This window comes from Pirellulales bacterium (genome assembly GCA_019694455.1).
GTDB lineage: Bacteria > Planctomycetota > Planctomycetia > Pirellulales > JAEUIK01 > JAIBBY01.
Genome location: JAIBBY010000017.1, coordinates 1 through 17,467, shown reverse-complemented (window position 1 = coordinate 17,467; position 17,467 = coordinate 1). Strand labels below are relative to the sequence as shown.

14 protein-coding genes are annotated in these 17,467 nt (G+C 64.7%); 5 read left to right on the top strand and 9 right to left on the bottom strand.

All coding sequences use genetic code 11. From position 1 onward, the window contains the following. Positions 1-42: 42 nt before the first annotated feature. Positions 43-1,194: a hypothetical protein gene (locus K1X71_08890; protein ID MBX7073251.1), complete on the bottom strand. Its 1,152-nt coding sequence runs from the start codon at positions 1,192-1,194 to the stop codon at positions 43-45. A gap of 75 nt (positions 1,195-1,269) precedes the next feature. Between K1X71_08890 and K1X71_08885 the strand changes: the two genes are divergently transcribed. Both K1X71_08885 and K1X71_08880 read left to right on the top strand, forming a co-directional pair. Further along, the gene (locus tag K1X71_08885; protein ID MBX7073250.1) at positions 1,270-2,235 is read left to right on the top strand and encodes a DMT family transporter; all 966 of its coding nucleotides are present in this window, start codon (positions 1,270-1,272) and stop codon (positions 2,233-2,235) included. Between the two features lie 77 nt (positions 2,236-2,312). Beyond that, a complete protein-coding gene (locus K1X71_08880; GenBank protein MBX7073249.1) occupies positions 2,313-3,461 on the top strand; it encodes a hypothetical protein in 1,149 nt (382 codons plus the stop codon). Positions 3,462-3,711: 250 nt separating this feature from the next. Here the strand turns inward: K1X71_08880 and K1X71_08875 are convergent, their stop codons facing one another. Together K1X71_08875 and K1X71_08870 are read right to left on the bottom strand one after the other, a co-directional pair. Further along, entirely contained in the window at positions 3,712-4,305 is a 594-nt protein-coding gene (locus K1X71_08875; protein ID MBX7073248.1) for a hypothetical protein, read from the bottom strand. Between the two features lie 145 nt (positions 4,306-4,450). Next, positions 4,451-4,927: an FHA domain-containing protein gene (locus K1X71_08870; protein MBX7073247.1), complete on the bottom strand. Its 477-nt coding sequence runs from the start codon at positions 4,925-4,927 to the stop codon at positions 4,451-4,453. 111 nt (positions 4,928-5,038) lie between these two features. On the opposite strand from K1X71_08870, the gene K1X71_08865 reads away from it, so the two are divergent. The 3 genes from K1X71_08865 (at position 5,039) to K1X71_08855 (ending at position 9,404) form a co-directional block, all read left to right on the top strand. Next, positions 5,039-5,998 carry a TIGR01212 family radical SAM protein gene (locus K1X71_08865; GenBank protein ID MBX7073246.1) on the top strand — a complete coding sequence of 320 codons (960 nt, stop codon included), beginning with the start codon at positions 5,039-5,041 and terminating at the stop codon, positions 5,996-5,998. A gap of 1 nt (position 5,999) precedes the next feature. Then, positions 6,000-6,656: a hypothetical protein gene (locus K1X71_08860; GenBank protein ID MBX7073245.1), complete on the top strand. Its 657-nt coding sequence runs from the start codon at positions 6,000-6,002 to the stop codon at positions 6,654-6,656. 273 nt (positions 6,657-6,929) lie between these two features. Continuing rightward, positions 6,930-9,404 carry a DUF1549 domain-containing protein gene (locus K1X71_08855; GenBank protein ID MBX7073244.1) on the top strand — a complete coding sequence of 825 codons (2,475 nt, stop codon included), beginning with the start codon at positions 6,930-6,932 and terminating at the stop codon, positions 9,402-9,404. 21 nt (positions 9,405-9,425) lie between these two features. On the opposite strand, the gene K1X71_08850 is transcribed toward K1X71_08855, so the two are convergent. The 6 genes from K1X71_08850 to K1X71_08825 all read right to left on the bottom strand — a co-directional run bounded on the left by K1X71_08850 (position 9,426) and on the right by K1X71_08825 (position 17,226). Then, positions 9,426-10,793, bottom strand: a complete 1,368-nt coding sequence (locus K1X71_08850) for a TolC family protein (GenBank protein ID MBX7073243.1) — start codon at positions 10,791-10,793, stop codon at positions 9,426-9,428. Positions 10,794-11,029: 236 nt separating this feature from the next. Beyond that, entirely contained in the window at positions 11,030-11,782 is a 753-nt protein-coding gene (locus K1X71_08845) for a ThuA domain-containing protein (GenBank protein MBX7073242.1), read from the bottom strand. A gap of 2 nt (positions 11,783-11,784) precedes the next feature. Then, positions 11,785-12,615, bottom strand: coding sequence for a purine-nucleoside phosphorylase (locus tag K1X71_08840; protein ID MBX7073241.1), 831 nt, complete (start codon positions 12,613-12,615; stop codon positions 11,785-11,787). A 291-nt stretch (positions 12,616-12,906) separates the two neighbouring features. After that, positions 12,907-13,839 (bottom strand): hypothetical protein, encoded by a 933-nt coding sequence (locus K1X71_08835; GenBank protein MBX7073240.1) that lies wholly within the window; start codon positions 13,837-13,839, stop codon positions 12,907-12,909. Between the two features lie 312 nt (positions 13,840-14,151). Then, positions 14,152-15,582: an aminotransferase class V-fold PLP-dependent enzyme gene (locus tag K1X71_08830; protein ID MBX7073239.1), complete on the bottom strand. Its 1,431-nt coding sequence runs from the start codon at positions 15,580-15,582 to the stop codon at positions 14,152-14,154. Positions 15,583-15,594: 12 nt separating this feature from the next. Next, positions 15,595-17,226, bottom strand: coding sequence for an FGGY-family carbohydrate kinase (locus tag K1X71_08825; protein MBX7073238.1), 1,632 nt, complete (start codon positions 17,224-17,226; stop codon positions 15,595-15,597). Positions 17,227-17,467: the final 241 nt, after the last annotated feature.

Here is a 17,467-nt window from a genome sequence, read left to right as displayed (position 1 = left end):
CGAGACTGCGGCCAGCATATCAGCCCGCCAGCGGCCTGCCAGTCAATTGCGATCCGACTCGTCGGCGCTTCGCCGGCGCAGTTCGGTCGACGAAATGTCCTGCCGAAACATCTCCGCGGGCACCTCCTGGCACAGCGATAACAATGCCGGCGGCAGGCTCATGTCGGCCAGGCCTTGGAATCGCCCCTCGACCGTTCGGCCAAACACCAGAAACCGCGCCCCGGCCGCGGCCAACTCGCCAATCGCCGCGTCGCGCGCCGCGGCGTCGCCGTCGTAGTAGCGCAGCGCGGCGATGCGTTCGATCGTGTCGGCGCCGACCACAAAGGTCGCCCCCGGAAACACCTTGGCCTTGTCAATGAATCGCGGCGCCCGCGTGAACCACACCGGCTCGTCGCCGCCAAACTGCGCCTGCCGCGCCTCCATTTCCAAATAGTCCAGCGTCGGCTTGTCTACGTTGGCGATGGAGATTTCGTGTTGCGCCCCTTGCCCCGTCAGTCGCTCCGCGACCTCGGCCATCTGCCGGTGCCCCGTATGCCGCGGATGAAACGCGCCGGGGAACACCACCAATCCGCTCCGGTGGCGCTCGTCGTGCTCGCGCGCTGTCTGGCGCGTCCCCAACAGCAGCGCTTGCCACTCTTCTGGCGCCCGACAAGCGCGCCGCTCGATCCGCTCTTGCTCAACCAACTCCAGCGAGTCCCACGGCGCGGGCACGCCCACCCCTTCCGCCGCCGCGCACAACACGAGCTCGGCGACCAACCGCTCTTCTTCTTTGCGTGTGCGCGCGCCCTTGACCAACTCCAACGACGCGCTCGCGGTCAGTCCCGCCGTTTGCCAGGCCACGTGCGCCCGGTGCGCGCCGCGCTTTGGCCGATCGCTCATCAAGCTGGCCGTGCAGCCAACCGCCGCGAGCAGCGTGGCCGACTCCGGCGCCAAGCGGCGCGCGCGCTCAAACGCCGCCATCGCCATCACTCGGCTGGTGGCCTCAGAGCAATATTGCTCGGGCTGCGCGCCCAGATAGTTCGTCAGCGCCGCGCTCGAGTACGGCACGACCGCCTCCAGCAGCGAGCGCGAACCGCCCGGCACGCGCAACAACCAGCCGATCGATTCCGTGCCGCCGCCTGTTATCACCAGTGTCAACTGGCGGCCAGCGTGGTGAATCGAGTCTGCCAATCTGTCGAGCGCTGCGGCGTCCATCGACTCCATCGTAGCGTGCGGCGCGCGGAAGACAGCCCCTCGCGGGTTTTGCCGGCGCCACCTACAATCGCTGGCGTGGATCCCGCCGCCGACAACTTCGACTTGCAGCACGCTCCGCATTGGGTCGCCGGCACACTATGGGGATTGCTCTCCGCGCTCGGCTACGCCTTGACCAATATCTTTTTGCGGCGGCTGTCGGTCGACACCGATCCCGCCTGGGCGTCGTGCATGAAGTCGCTCCCCACCTTTCTGGTGGCTGCGGTAATTCTTGCACGCGCTGCCGGCAAAGGCCAAACGGTATGGCCCGGCGCCCGCGCCGCGTGGTGGTTGCTCGCCACCGGATTGATGGTTCAGTTCTCCGGCAACTTGGTTTTTCAGTGGGCGCTGGGCGTCATTGGCCTCGCCCTCTCGGTCCCCCTCTCGTTTGGCACGATGATCGTGGCCAGCGGCCTGCTGGGGCGGCTGTGGCTGCGCGAGCCGATCACGCCGCGCATGTTGGCGGCCATGGGGCTATTGCTCCTCTCGATCGCGCTGTTGAGCGCCAGCGCCGCCGACGATAGCCACCAACTACCGCGCAGCTCCAGTTTGGAAGCCTCTCCCTGGTTGACCACCCTCGGCGTGGTCGGCGCCTGCTCCACCGGCATCTCGTATGCCCTGGTGGCGGTGGCCGTCCGCCTGGCGACTCGGCGACTGCCCGTCTCGACCACCGCGCTCATCATCTGCGGCACGGGGGTCTTCGCCCTCGGCGGCGTCGCCCTGCTGCGATTGGGTATGTCGGGCATCGCCGCCAGCTTCGCCGCGCGCTGGCCGCAACTGGTTGGCGCCGGCGCCTTCAACGTGGTGGGGTTTTTCTCGCTTGGCTTCTGCCTGCGTTACATTTCGGTCGTGCATGCCAACGTGCTCAACTCGGCGCAAATCGCCATTGCGGCGACCTGCGGTGTGCTCTGGTTCGGCGAGCCCAGCGACGCCGCGCTAGTGGCCGGCGTGGCGCTCACCATCGTCGGACTGGTGGCGATGCAATATCGCGGCCACGCCAACTGAATCGTTGTCGTCTCCGCCGCGCCCGGGTTAGAATGTCGCGCTCGACCACTGGACTTACGGAGCTAGAGACCCCCTCGATGCACACGACAAAATTCCGCGCGCCGATCGTGGCGCTGCTGCTTGTTTGCCTGTCCGCGCCGGCTTGGTCGCGCGCCGCCGAGACCGCGCTCTCCGGTGAATTGGCGACCCTCTTGGCGGTCAAGAATTTTGGCGAAGGGAACGTCGCCGCTGGCCAGGCGTGGCAAAAGGTGGCGCAGGCGCCGGCCGACCAGCTACCGGTCATCTTGCAAGCCATGGACTCCGCTTCCCCGCTGGCGGCCAACTGGATTCGCGCCGCGGTCGACGCCATCGCTGAGCGCGAACTGAAGCGGGGCGGCAAACTCCCCGCCGACAAGCTGGAAGCGTTCGTCCTGGCGACCAGTCACGACGCCCGGCCGCGCCGCGTGGCCTTCGAGTGGCTCACCAAGATCGACGCCACCGCCCCCGATCGCCTGATTCCCCACATGCTCGACGATCCGGGCGCCGACTTTCGCCGCGAGGCGATCGAGCGCTTGGTCGCCACCGCCGACGACCTGCACCAGGCCGAAAAGAAAACCGAGGCGCTCGCCTTCTATCGCCGCGCCTTCGACAAATCGCGCGACATTGAGCAAATCAAAGCTCTCGCCGACAAGTTGAAGTCGCTCGGCGAACAGGTCGATCTGACCGCGCATTTTGGCTTCTTGGTCAAGTGGAAGATGATTGGCCCCTTCGACAATACGGCGCTCGCCGGCTTCGACGCCGTCTATCCTCCGGAAAAGAAGATCGAGCCCGCCGCCAAATACGACGGCAAGTCCGCCCCGGTCACCTGGCAAGAGCACGCCACCACCGATGAGTTTGGCATGGTCGACGTGAACGCCGCGCTCGGCAAGGCGAATGGCGTGGCCGCCTACGCCTGCTATGAGTTCGATTCCCCTCAAGAGCGCGACATCGATATCCGCCTCGGCAGCCCCAACGCGCACAAGCTCTGGCTCAACGGGCAGTTGCTCTCGCAAAGCGCCTCGTACCACACCAACGAAGGCATCGATCAGTTCATCGCCAAGGGCCGGCTCAAGCGCGGAAAGAACATCATCTTGCTCAAGTCGCTGCAAAACGAGCAAAAAGAGACGTGGGCGCAGGACTGGAAGTTTCAATTGCGCGTCTGCGACGCCATCGGCACGCCGATCCCCGACGCCGATTCCGATTCTTGATCGCGCGACCCAAGTATCTGCAAGCGCCCATTTCGACCTTCGCCCCGCTCGCGGTGGGTGGCATGCCCAAGCGTAGCAAGCGCAGCGTGGGCATGTGACCGCGAGTTGGCCAAGTTCGGCCTTCTCCCTCCGGGAGAAGGTGGCCGATAGGCCGGATGAGGGACCGCGCGACGAGTCCCGACATGCCCCGCCATCATTCAGGAAGCGCAGGGCTTCCAAGTGTGCGGTGGGTGACATGCCCAAGCGGCAACTAGAAAAATCCGCCGAAGAACGCTCCCTGCGGCCACATCATCAGCGCCGGTCGCATCGCGTTTCGCGCCGACACGTCGCGCGCGTCGCGGGCGTTATCCACAAACCGGTCTTGCGCGCGCCCCGCCGCCGACCGCATGCTGTCCTGAAAACGCGTCGCCGATTCCGACTGCGCGTCGCGCACCCGCTGCAATCGCGCCAGCGACTGCTCCCGCCATTGCCGATACGCCTCGCGCCGATCCTCCAGCGAGACTCGATCGCGAAACGCCGCGATCAGCCCGCGCAGTTGGCTGGTGGTCATGCGGTCGATTTGCGCTCGCAGTTCCGGTATCTGCTCGACGCGATACCCCTCGTTGGCCACCAGATGGGCCACCAGTTGATCGCGGTCGCTGGCGCTCACCTCCGCCAGTTCATCGGTCGCTGGCTCGCCTGCCGCTAGACTCTCTGCCGCCGGATTCTCCGCCACTTGCGCGCTGGTCGGCGCGCCGGCCAGCGCGGATTGCCGCGCGTCGTGGCCCCCCAATACTATGAGCCAGATCGGCGCGGCCCCCACGACAATACCTATCAATCGTGACCAGCCAGTGCGTGCGGACATCGGCGGGGCCTCCTGCGCAAGTGGGCAAGTTCTAGATGGCGGCTTGCGCTGCAACACGCGCCGGCCGCTCACTTCATCTTAGCGGCGCGCGACGTTTGTGCCAGCAATCGCCACTAGGCGCGCAATGAAGAACAAAGAGGTAGGACTATACCGGACGATTCGGATCGCGAATCTGCCCCGCTTCGTCGTTCAGCACGTCGTAGCGCTTCGGTTCGCCAGAACCTTGCGACGCGCCTTGCTTCATCAGGCCAGCCCGGTCGAGCAACGAGCGGCCAAAGATCTCCGACTTCACATCGTCGTTGGGCGGAGGACCCACGGCGCCCAGCTCCACCGGCACGTAGTTCACTTCGTATTTGTGCTTGGCCACGACTAGCGTATCACCCGGATCGAGCCGTTTCTCAGTGATCGGGATGCCGTTCACCTTGGTGCCGTTGCGGCTCTTGAGGTCGCGGGCGTACCAATAGCCCCCGTTCACGTAAAGCTGGCAATGGTGCGCAGAGACATTCGGAAAGCGCAGCACAATGTCGCAACTTTCGCGGCGCCCAATCAACAGATCCTTCTTGATCATTGGAATGGGGTCGCCCCCACCAATGGGGATCAATTCGCCGAAGGTATTAGCCATGATCAGTCGTAATCGCCCGTTTCTTGTTCAACCCCTGTTGTAGTCGTAAGATCACACTGGCCAAGTAGTTGAACTGTGCGCCAGTGTAGTTGGACCCCCCGCGTGACGTCAATCAACCCACCCCCCGCGCAGCACGCCGCCGGCGACTGGCGCGCGGCCGGTCTGCGCTATCACGCCTACAACTTCTTTCTGCGCCAAAAGTTCGGTCAGCGGGTCCAAAAGGTCAGCCTCGACGCCGGGTTTACCTGTCCCAACGTCGATGGCACGGTGGCCATTGGCGGTTGCGTTTTTTGCGACAACCGTAGCTTCAGCCCCAGCCGCCGCGCGCCCCGCGTCCCCATCCAAGATCAGTTGGACGATGGCATCCGCCGCCTCAAGTGGCGCTATCAGGTCGACCGCTTTCTGGCCTACTTTCAGCCGGCCACCAACACCTATGCCCCGGTCGAGCGCCTGCGGCCGCTGTACGAGGCGGCGCTCGCCCATCCACAAGTCGTCGGCCTGGCCATCGGCACCCGGCCCGATTGCGTCCCCGCCGACGTGCTCGACCTGCTCGGCACGCTGGCCCAAGACGCCTATCTCTCGGTCGAGTACGGCATGCAGACCATGCACGACCGCTCGCTCGACTGGATGAATCGTGGGCATCATCACGACGCCACGATCGACGCCATGCACCGCAGCCGCGGACGCGGCTTTGAGATCTGCGCGCACATCATGCTGGGCCTGCCGGGCGAAACGCGCGACGACATGCTGGCCACCGCGGCCGAGGTGGCGCGGCTTGGCTTCGACGCGGTGAAGATCCACAACCTCTACGCCGTCGAGCGCACGCCGCTGGCCGAGCAGTTGCGCTCAGGACAAGTGAAGCTGCTCGAGCGCGACGAGTACATCGCCGTGCTGGTCGACTTCATCGAGCGCTTGCCGCCGCAGATGGTGGTCGAGCGACTGACCGGCGAGGCCCCGCCCGATTACTTCGTCGCCCCCGCCTGGTGCCTCGACAAGCCGGCGCTGCGTCAGGCCATCGACCTGGAATTCACCCGCCGCGACTCCTGGCAAGGCAAACGGTGGCGAGGTTAGTGTGCCGCCAATCAAGGTCATCCAGCTTCCGACCTGGCCCAGGCTCTCTGGCGCGGCGCCGAGCGGCGAGCCAAAGATGTGGCAGTTCAACGAGACACCCAACTCGATCGAGATTGTGCCGGCGCCGACTTCCAAGGGATGGATGCTTCTCGCTTTTGCCTATGCCGCCGTAATGCTGCTGGGCGCGCTGGCGGTGCTGCTCTTGGCGCCAAATATCGCCAACCCGTGGCGCCTGCTAGCGTTTAGCATCGTGCCAGTGATTGGCGTCGCCGGCGGCTGTTTGTTCGTTCAACTACTACACGAATACGAGCGGAAGCTCGGACCAATTCTGATCGTGGATTGGCCTGCCGATGAAGTGCGATTGCCGCGCGCCGCGCGGTCATGGCCGATCGACCGTGTGCGGCGGCTGGACATCGTGCATGGGCGTTACTCGATTCCATTCGGCAAGTACGACCGGCCACATTGGGACGTCAATCCGATGGTGGAGTTGCAGTTGGTGATTGACGAGGAGGGCGCTTGCTCCGCCTGGCCGTTGGTCGGGGCCAACGGCCGCAGCAACTGCGATGTGGTTTACGTCGCCAATCGCCTGGCCGAACGGTTCGGCGTGTCAGTCGATGTTGTGGACGACGACCACAATGCTCCGTCCGCTCACCGCTGATTCCCGCCCACCTCCTCAGCGCCCCCCCGCTTCCTCGCCCGTAACCCCTTGCCGCCTGGGCAATTGGTAGGCCCTGCCAAAACGCCCCAACACATCAACAAGTGTTCAAATTTGCTTGCCAATGCCGCCGGGAATTGCGAAAATCAACCCTGCCCACCTGAGAACATGGATTGTTCCACCCAACCCGCCTCTGGAGATGCAGTGATGTGTCGCTCGGTCCTACTCGGCATCTGTGCTGCGCTGGCTAGTTTTGCCTGCCTCACCCGCTCGGTCATGGCCGAAGACACCCCCGCGGCGCCCGCCGCTGCCACGACCCCCGCGGCCACTCCCGCCCCCGCCGATTCCGCCGCCGTCGAAAATCTGGGCCCCGCGCAATCGCTGTTCATCGAAGCGGGCAGGCCCGGCGAAGCCAACTTCACCCTCAACGGCCGCGACGCCCGCCGCCAATTGGTCGTCACCGCCGACTATGGCAACGCGCAACTCCGCGATGTCACCCCTCTGGTCGTCTATAGCGCGGCGCCCGCCGGTATCGTCGAGATCGACTCGACCGGACTGGTCACCCCGCTGGCCGATGGTCAGGCGACGATCACCGCCAGCGGGCCCGACGGCAAGACCGCTGCCTCCACCGTGACGGTGGCGCACATCACCGAACAAGTCCCCATCAACTTTCCGAACCAGATCACCCCCATCTTCACCAAGCTCGGCTGCAACGGCGGTGGCTGCCACGGCAAGGCGAGCGGACAAAACGGCTTCAAGCTGTCGCTCCTCGGCTTCGAACCGAGCGAAGACTATGAATACCTGGTGAAAGAGGGACGCGGCCGACGGGTGTTTCCCGCCGCGCCCGAGTTGAGCCTGGTGCTGCAAAAGGCGACCAACGCGGTCCCGCACGGCGGCGGCCAGCGGCTCACCAAAGACAGCCACGAGTATCGCCTGCTCAAGCGCTGGATCGAGCAAGGCATGCCCTATGGCAAGCCCGAAGACCCCTCCGTCGCGCGCATCGAAATCTATCCCGTCAATCGCACCATGATCCGCCGCGGCCAGCAGCAGGTGGCGGTTCTCGCGCATTACACCGATGGCTCGGTCGAGGATGTCACCCGCACCGCGACCTATGACCCCAACGATCCAGAAATGGCCGAAGTCGGCGTCGGCGGTTTGGTCAAAACGCTCGATCTGGCCGGCGACGTCGCCATCATGGCCCGCTATCAAGGGCAGGTGGCCGTGTTCCGCGCCAGCATCCCGCTCGGCGCCAAGGTCGAGGCGTTTCCGCCCGCCAAAAACTTCATTGACGATCTGGTGTTCGGCAAACTCAAGACGCTCGGCATTCCCCCTTCGGCCCCCTGCGACGACGCCACCTTCCTGCGGCGCACGGCGATCGACATTGCCGGCCGGTTGCCCACGCCTGACGAAACCAAAAAGTTCCTGGCCGACCCGGATCCCGCCAAGCGCGATCGCTGGATCGACGAGCTCTTGGCCAGCGGAGCGTATGCCGACTACTTCGCCAACAAGTGGAGCGCCGTGCTCCGCAACAAACGCGAGAACGCCGACTTCGCGCATGGCACCTTCGCGTTTCACGATTGGATTCGCGACGCGCTCTATCACAACAAGCCGTACGACCACTTCGTCCGCGAGATCGTCGCCGCCGCTGGCGAGCCGAGCACCAATCCCCCGGTCATCTGGTATCGCGAATTAAAAGAAGTGAACCAGCAGGTCGAAGACACCGCGCAGCTCTTCCTTGGCCTGCGGATTCAGTGCGCCCGTTGCCATCATCATCCGTTCGAAAAGTGGAGCCAGCACGATTATTTCGGCGTGGCGGCCTTCTTCTCGCGCGTCGGCCGCAAGCCGGCCGAACTCGCCGGCGAGCAGATCATCTTTCACAACCGCGGCGTCGCCAGCGCCAAGCACCCCAAGACCGGCGCCGTCATCAAACCCGCCGGCCTCGGCGCCCCGGTGCACGATATCGCCGCCGACCGCGATCCGCGCCAGCTACTGGTCGATTGGATGGTGGCCAAGGACAACCCCTTCTTCGCGCCCGCCCTGGTCAATCGCTATTGGAAGCACTTCTTCGATCGCGGGCTGGTCGATCCAGAAGACGACATGCGCGTGACCAACCCCGCCTCCAATCCCGAGCTGCTCAGTGCCCTGTCGCAGAGCTTCGTCGAGAGCGGCTTTGATCTGAAAGGCCTCGTCCGCGCAATCTGCCAGTCGCAAACATATCAATTGGCCTCGGAGCCCAACGAGTACAATCTCAGCGACAAACAAAACTACTCGCGCTTTTACCCCAAACGCCTGACGGCCGAGGTGCTGCTCGACGCCATCAATCAGGTGACCGATTCGACCACCGACTTTGGCGACCTGCCTCCCGGCACCCGCGCCGTGCAACTCCCCGATCAGCAGGCCAACAGTTACTTCCTCACCGTGTTCGGCCGTCCGCAGGCAGACACTGCCTGCGAGTGTGAGCGCTCGCAAGAGGCGAACCTGGCGCAGAGCTTGCACTTATTGAACTCGCCCGAGATTCAAGGCAAGCTGACCGCGGCGCAAGGCCGCGCGGCCAAACTGGCCGCCGACGCCGCTCGCGGCGACGAAGACAAGCTGCGCGAACTGTATCTGTGGGTCTACTCGCGCGAGCCCGTGGCCGAAGAACTGGCCATCGCCACGGCGCACTTGGCCAAGAACACCAACAAGCAGCAGGCCTACGAAGACATCGTCTGGGCGCTCGTCAACACCAAAGAGTTCTTGTTCAACCACTAGGCGCAGCGCGCATCCGCTTCCCTACGGAAACCGCTCAATCTGCAATAGTCCCGCCAGCCGCGCGCCGGCCAGCCACCGCTGTTCCTGTGACGCCACGTTGGCCAGATTGCTTTCCAGCAGCGTCCGCTGCGACGCCAACAACCGCAGGAAGTCGACCTCCCCCTGCGCAAACGCCTCGGCGTTGATGTGCTGTATCTCCCGCGCGCGTGGCAGAATCTCGCGCTGGAAATAATTCACCCGCTCTTGCGCCTGAATGAAGTTGCCCAGCGCCTCGGCCACCTGCGCCGAAAGTTCGTTCTGCACGCGCGCCAATTGCTGCGAGGCCACCCCCACGTTGGCTTGCGCCGCGCGGATGTTCCCTTGATTGCGGTTCCACAGCGGCACCGTCATGGTGAATTGCCAGATCGCCTGGTGCATCTCCGGAAAGATCTGCCGCTGATAACCCGCCATCGCCGTCAGGTTCGGTATCGGTTCCACGATCGCCCGTTCGAGCAACAGCCGATTGCGGCGAATCTCCACGCGGGCAATCTCGGCCGCCGCGTTGCGCGAGAGCACTCCTTGCCGCACCGCCTCGTATTGCAAGTCGGGTAGCGCCGCCGACAAGTCGCCGCGTACGCGCATGATGGTGATCTGTGGCAACCCAATCGCCGCCGTCAACTCGCGGCGCGTGGCCGCCAAGAGCGCCAGCGCGTTCTCCAGTTCCATCTCGGCGCGGTCCTGCTCGATGCGCAACAGCAGCGCGTCGGTCTTGGCGCCTTCCCCCCCTTCGTACAACTTTTCGGCCGCCTCGCGCGAGCGCGTCGCCACGCCCACCAGGTTGCGCAGCACCTCCACCCGCTCTTGGGCCACCAGCGTGCTGTAGAAGGTCGTGCGCACCGCGGTCAACAATTCAAACCGCGTGCGCACAAAGTTCAACTGCGCTTGCCGCCAGCCTTGCATCGCCGCGCCGCGACTGAGCCGCAACTTGCCGGCCGTGATGAATTCTTGCGTTGCAAAGCCGTTGTACTGAGACTCCGCCCCCGACATCTGCGGCGACTGCACATTGATCGTCGGGTTCGGATACAGCCCCGCCTGCAGCGCTTCGCCCCGCGCCGCGGTGGCGGCATCGGCCGCCTCGCGCAAGTTGGGGCTGTTGGCCAGCGCCATGCCCACCACTTCGTCCAGCGTCGTGCCCGGCACCTTGCGTCCGCGAACCGTCTCCGGCGCGGCGGGCGGTAGCGGCGTCACTCGCGCCGCGCCGCTCGGTGGCGCATGTAGGCCAAATTGCGCCACCGCAGGCGGTGACGGGGGAGGCGCCGCCGGCTGTTTCGCGGGCTGAGCGCCGGCGATGTCAGCGCGCCACAGGCAACAAGCGGCGACGATCAAAAAACAAGGCCAGGTGGTTCGCATGCAGTCTCGTCGTGGCAGGTCGGATTCGCGTCTCACCGCTGCGGCGCGTCGGCACATGCCAAACCGCCAGAGCGATTGGTCCAATCGCTCCAATGAGTTTCTTCGTCGCGCGCCGCACACTTCAAGCAAACCAGCCGTCGCGCATGGCAAGGGCGCCGAAGTCCGCAAGACTCGCCGCCGCGCCGCTGCTTTGCCCAATCGAAAGAGCTTGCCAAAACGGGCGCTAGCATCGGCCGCTAGCCAACTCGGCCGGTCGTCCACAGCAGCCCGTTTGCCAGCATGCGGCGAAAGCTGGCTTCGCCAAAATCGCCAGGATGCCCCAGCGAGGTGTAAAACACCCGCCCGCCACGCTGCTCGCGCGTCCAGGCGATCGGCTCGGTGTGCCCCGGGATGCTGCCACGTAGTAGCACCGTCACATCGCTAGCGACCTGCCGATTGCGGTATAAGCTCCCCGCCGATTCATACGGCTCAAAGCCCGCCAAGATCGGATGCTCGCGGGTCGCGTCGACCATTTCGATCCGCGTCTTCGGCCCGTCGGCATAGTGATTGCCGTAGTCGCCGCCAAACACCTCCTTGTCGAGCGCCAGCCAGTTTTGAAACGCATGGCTCGCCGTGCGCACCCCCACCACCGGCCGCCCCGACAGGCAATACTTCTTGACGCGCTCCAGCGGCTCGCCGTCGATGGTCATCCGCCGCGTGAACAAGAGCATCACGTCGCACTCGTCGAGTTGTTCGAGGCCCGGCAGGTTATCGTCACTCTTGCGAAAGGCCTTCAGCGAACGGATGCCGTGCTCGCGCTCCAGATACTCGGCGTAACCGGTCAGCGACTCGTCCGATTTGTACTCCAACGAGCCAGACACCAACAGCACGGTTAGCGGCCGCCGTGTTGGCGCGCCGTGCGCGCCAGCGGCGGATTGACCCAGCGCCGCCGCCGCGCCGGCGATGGCGCCCGCCAAAAACGCGCGACGCGATCCATGCCGCCATCGCATGGCTAGCGCTCCCGCTCGGCCGCCAACACGCCGCGCACGATCTTTTGCAGCTTCGGCTCCGCCTCGTTCGCACGCGCGATGATCTCCTCGATGTTCGCTGGCTGCAGCGCGTCGGGCAGACACAAATCAGTCACGATCGAAAGGCCCAACACGCGCAGCCCCGCATGCACCGCCACAATCACCTCGGGCACGGTCGACATGCCCACCACGTCGGCGCCGATGGCCCGCAAAAAGCGATACTCCGCGCGCGTCTCCAGATTCGGCCCCGTCACCGCCACATACACGCCGCGGTGCGCACAGATGTTTTCGCGCCGCGCGATGTCCAAGGCCCGCTCAATCAGCGCCGGGTCGTAAGGGCGGCACATGTCCGGAAAGCGCGGCCCCAGCCGATCGTCGTTGACGCCGATCAGCGGGTTGTCGTTCATCAGGTTGATATGGTCGTCGATCACCATGATGTCGCCGCCGCGATAGTAGGGATTCATCCCGCCGCAGGCGTTGGAGACGATCAATAGATTGGCGCCCAGCGCCTTCATCACCCGCACCGGAAAGGTGATCTGCGCCAGCGGGTAACCCTCGTAAGCGTGAATCCGCCCTTCCATGGCGATGACCGGCACGCCTTCCAGCCGGCCGCACACCAACCGGCCGGTGTGCCCCGTGGCGGTCGAGCGCGAGAAGTGCGGCACCTCGTCGTAACTGAGCGTAATCGGAGACTCGATCTGCGCGGCCAGCCCACCCAGGCCCGTGCCGAGGATGATGCCGGCGGCCGGCGGCGTGGGACATGCGGCCCGAATCCGGGCCACGGCGGCTTCGATCTTGGGATAAAGGTCAAGCATGAGGTAGTGATCGGTGGCTAGTGGTTTGGTGGGTGTTGGTGGTTAGTGCTGGGTATCGGAGTTTAGTGGCTGCTTATGGGCGATGATGGCAAATGATTGGCGTTGCTGCCGGTAGTTCGTGGTGAATGGTTGGTGTTCGTGGCGAATGACTCAGTAAATCTCGGCCTTCGCCCCGCTTGCGGGGAGAAGGTGGCCGCAGGCCGGATGAGGGGTCTTCCAACTTTCTCGTACTAGTGATCATCTCGCACAAAACCATAGCAGACGCGGCGCACGCGCCAACCAAGTAGTCGCTCACCCCCTCCCCTCCAGCAGCAGCACCAGCGCCCCCAGCGCGGCCACGCAGCCAATTAAAGCGGCAAAGCGCAGCGGGCTGGCCTTGCCGGCCGATTCACCCGGTTCCAACGGCGCCGGCAAAACATCTCCGGCCAGCGGTTGATACAGCCGCAGGCCGCTCGCCCGCGCCACGAGCGCCACCAAGAGCGTGCAAGTCAACGGGCCGGCCATGAGTGAAAACACTTCTCGGACGTCTGGAGGTACCCACCACCAGCGCGTGTACCCAAAGTACACAGCCGCGCCATTGATTGCGCAAGTCGCAACCCAAATTGCCAGCAGCCGCGCGCGATGTGATTGCGCCAACACCAAACCGAACAGTGGGACAATTTGCCACGTCGCCATCACGAACACCAGCACCATGAACATCTCATCCAACAAGCTACCGTCGAATTTTCCGACGATGGGAACAAATCCCCACAGCGCGAACGTCGCCGATAGCAGCGTGATCCAGCCCAGCAGGTGCGCGAGGCGAAAACGGCGCTCGCTCTCAAGCGCCCCATCGCTGCCGCCGCTCGCCACCAATCGCCAACCGCGATATCGGCGCAGCCACCAGCCAATGAATTGCGCGGCGCCGCAAATCGCGACCGCCATGACGATCATCTGCACGAAGGTTTCCGCATCGATGACCCGACCTCGATTGCTCGCCACACCCAGCAGCCAGGTCAGCGCGCACAGCCCAGAGAGATAAAACGCTCCCGTAACGCGAACCGCAGGCGGCGCTGTACCAAACACCCCCCACAGCCCCAGCAGCGCGGGCTCGGCAGTCATAAAGCCCAGCACAAACAGCGCCGCAATTCGATCGGCATCGTCCATCGGCAACAGCAGCACATTGCCCATGCCCAGCACCACGGAGAGCAGGGCGAACACGATGATGCGCTGGTTCGACGACATGCGCGGCCCCAAAAAATGAACATAGTTAGCGATAGGCGTAGCGGCCTATGAGTCGCTTCAACTGCTCAACTGGTCTCCTGCTCCGCTGACTGACGTGCCCCCTCCCTTTCTTTCCTCCCCGCGCCTCGGCGTCTCAGCGGTGAACAATCTTTCCTTCGCGTCTTAGCCCGCTTGGCGTGAGTCTCTTCCCACTAGCGGAGTCCGCCGCGCCACGAGCGAGCCGATTTCGGCCTTCGCCCCGCTTGCGGGGAGAAGGTGGCCGACAGGCCGGATGAGGGGCCTTCCCTTGCCACTCTCCACTACCCCCGACTCTCACAGCCGGTAATACACATCCATCACCTGACGCAGCATGTCGTGCACAATCTGCCGGTCGGGCACCATCGCCGCCATGCCGTAGATCGGCGCCATCCCTTCGGTCGCGCCGGGGTTCGCCTTCACAAAGTCGAGCGACTCGCGCAGGTCGCGCACAAACCGCTCGGCCACGCCCGGCTCGGCGTGCCGCAAGGTCGGACTCAGGTGGATTCCCGGCGGACGCTGCAACCCGGTCAGCGACCAGTGCCGCGCCGACATCTGCTCCAGCACCTCGTACATGTTCACCTCGTCGGAGCCAAAGGCGAACACGCCAACCGTCTGCCCAAAGATGTAAAGCTCTGGCATGTCGGCCACGCCTTGCTTCATGATCTTTACCGCCTCCATGATGCGGCGAGTGGCGTCCAGGTAGCCCTTCTCCCCCATGCTCATCAGCGCGGCCCAGCAGGCGGCGCTCAGTCCCCCCGGCCGACTGCCAGAAAAGGTCGGCGAATAATAAAGCCCCCCCGGCCAATCGGCGATGGTGAAGTATTGATGCCGCCGCAGCGCCCGCCCCCGATACAGCACCACCGAACTCCCCTTCGGCGCGTAACCATACTTGTGCGTGTCGCACGACATGCTGGTCACGCCAGGCACGCGAAAATCGAACACCGGCACCGGGTAGCCCAGCTTCTCGGCCCACGGCAAAAAGTATCCCCCCAGGCAACCGTCGACATGCAGGCCGCAGCCCTGCTCCTGGGCAATGGCGCCCATCTCGGCGATGGGGTCGATGGTGCCGTAAGGAAAGTTGACCGCCGACGCGACGATCGCAATGGTCCGCGGCGTGATCGCCTCGCGAATCGCCGCCAGGTCGGCGCGATAGTCGCCATCGAGCGGCGTCACCTTCAGATCGATGTTGAAGTATTGCCCCGCCTTGTGGAACGCCGCGTGCGCGCTGACCGGCACGACCAGCTCCGGCTCCGTGATGCCGCGCGTCTCGCGGGCATAGTCGCGATACGTCTTGATCGCCAGCAAGATGCTTTCCGATCCGCCGCTGGTCACCGATCCGCAAACGCCCTCCTCCGAACCAAACGGCGCCGTCGTCTGGCCGGCGCCCAGCATGTTCGCCGTCATGGCCACGATCTCGGCCTCGAACTTGGCGGCGCTCGGCCACAGATCGCTATGCAACTGATTGGCCTGCGATTGCAGTCCATAGGCCTTGTTCAAAAACTCGATGTGCTCACCGTCGCCGTGGTACACCGACCCCGAGGCGAAGCCGTCTTCCCAGCGCGCGTGCTCGCGCTCGCGCAATTCGGCGAACTGCTTCAAAATGGCGTCGCGCGCCACCCCCTCGCGCGGCAACTGCGCGTTTGTCTGCAACTCGCCACGGTAGGGGTGCATCATCTGGTCGATCGGGGCCAATAGGCCCAGGTCTTCGTCAGCGGCGTGCGACATGGCAGAGACTCCTTAAGCGGGTGGATCGGCGATCGCCGGCCGGCGTAGCGGCGAGCGGTTTAATCGGCGAAACAGTGGTCGATTCGCTTTATAAGCGGCCAGGAACGCTTTGAATAGTTCGTCGTACGTGGCGCGGTGCTCGGCCTGCGGTTCAAAGGTCGCCCGCACCTTCACCACGCGCGGTATCTCCTCCAGCGGCAACTTACCTAGCGCCGCCAGCGCCGTGAGCGCCGCGCCGCGGGCCAAGGCGTAGGTCGGATCGGCCATCTGCCGCACCGGCACGTTCAGCACGTTGGCCAGCGTCTGACACCACGTTGGCGAGCGCGCGCCGCCGCCAATAAAGTTCAGCTCCGCGAACGGCCGCCCGGTGAAGCGGCCTATCGCGTCGCGAACCCAACGCAGATTGTACGTCACCCCTTCCATCACCGCTCGCGCCGCGTGCCCGCGATGGTGCAACAGTGATTGATTCCAAAATCCGCCGCGCATGTCGGCGTCGCCGCTGGGGGGCCCCGCGCCGTTGAGCCACGGCAAAAAGATCAGCCCGTCGCTCCCAGGCGCCACCGACGAAACCAGTTGCTCCAACCGCTCCCAGGCGTCGGCCGGACGCGGGGCGTGGCTCAGCGCGTCGTCGGCCAATAGCCACTGATCCAAAAACGTCTCCAGGCACTTGCCCGCCGCCCCTTGCTCCGCCATCACCATGTTGCGGCCCGGCAGCGCCGCCGGCATGGTGGCGATGAAGTTGCCAATATGCGTCTTCTTGAACGGCACATGACAACTCATCCAAGACGTCGTCCCCACGCACACATGCCCGGCGTACTCGGCCACCGCGCCGCTCCCCACCAGCGCCGCCTGTGTGTCGCCAATGCCAATCACCACCGGCGTCTCGCGCGGCACGCCCCACAGCTCGGCCATCTCCGGCTTCACCGGCCCCAGCACGGTGTCGACCGGCAACAAGTCGGGCAGCTTCTCCCGATCCACGCCCGACCAGGCCAACAGCACCGGGTCGTAGTCGATGCGCCGCGCGTTGCGATTGTCGGTGAGCAAATAAGGAAACGCGGTGGAGTACGACGCCGCGCAGCGACCGGTGAGCCGAAAGTTGATAAAGTCCATCGGCTCCAGCAGCTTGTACGCCGCGCGATAGACGTCGGGCCGCTCGTGCTTGAGAAACAGCACATGCGCCAAGGAGTCCGCGCCCGAGTGCGTCGGCACGCCGCCGGTCATCCGCAGCCAGCGGATCAACTGCCGCACGCCATACCCGCTCACCTTGATCGGCCCATCCATCACGCGCTTGGTGTGCCGCGCGCCGCGGCTATCGGTCCAATGAATCGCGTTGTGCAGCGGCTCGCCGGCCTGGTCGACTGGCACGATCACCGACCATTGCGTGGCGCAGGCGATCGCCACAATGCTTTCGCGCGGCACGACGCCCGCCGCAGTCACCTCGCGGGCAGCCTCGCAGACCGCCCGCCACCACTGATTGGCGTCTTGCTCGCCGCCGCCATCGGCGGTGAGATAGGTGTCCACCTTGCGGCTGGCGCTGGCCAATAGGCGGCCGTCGGCGGAATAGAGAATTGCCTTGGGACCGCCGCTCCCCAGATCAATCGCCAGCACGCATTGCGGGTGAGAATTCGTGCTGGCAAGATTCATCAATTCGTCGACTCCAAGGGAGCCGATTCTGGCCGGTATCGTAGGCAGGTGTCAACGAGGGGCCTTGCCGCCTTCGGTTTCGCAAAACACTCGGCAAAAATCAGCCCTCCCCTACTCCCCCTTCTTCCCGCCTCGCCCCCACGCAGCGAAGCGCAGTAGGGGGAGAGGCAGCGACCGCAGGTCGCGGTGAGGGGGCATTTTTCTTAATCTCCTCCATCTCACCTCCGCGTCTTTGCGTCTC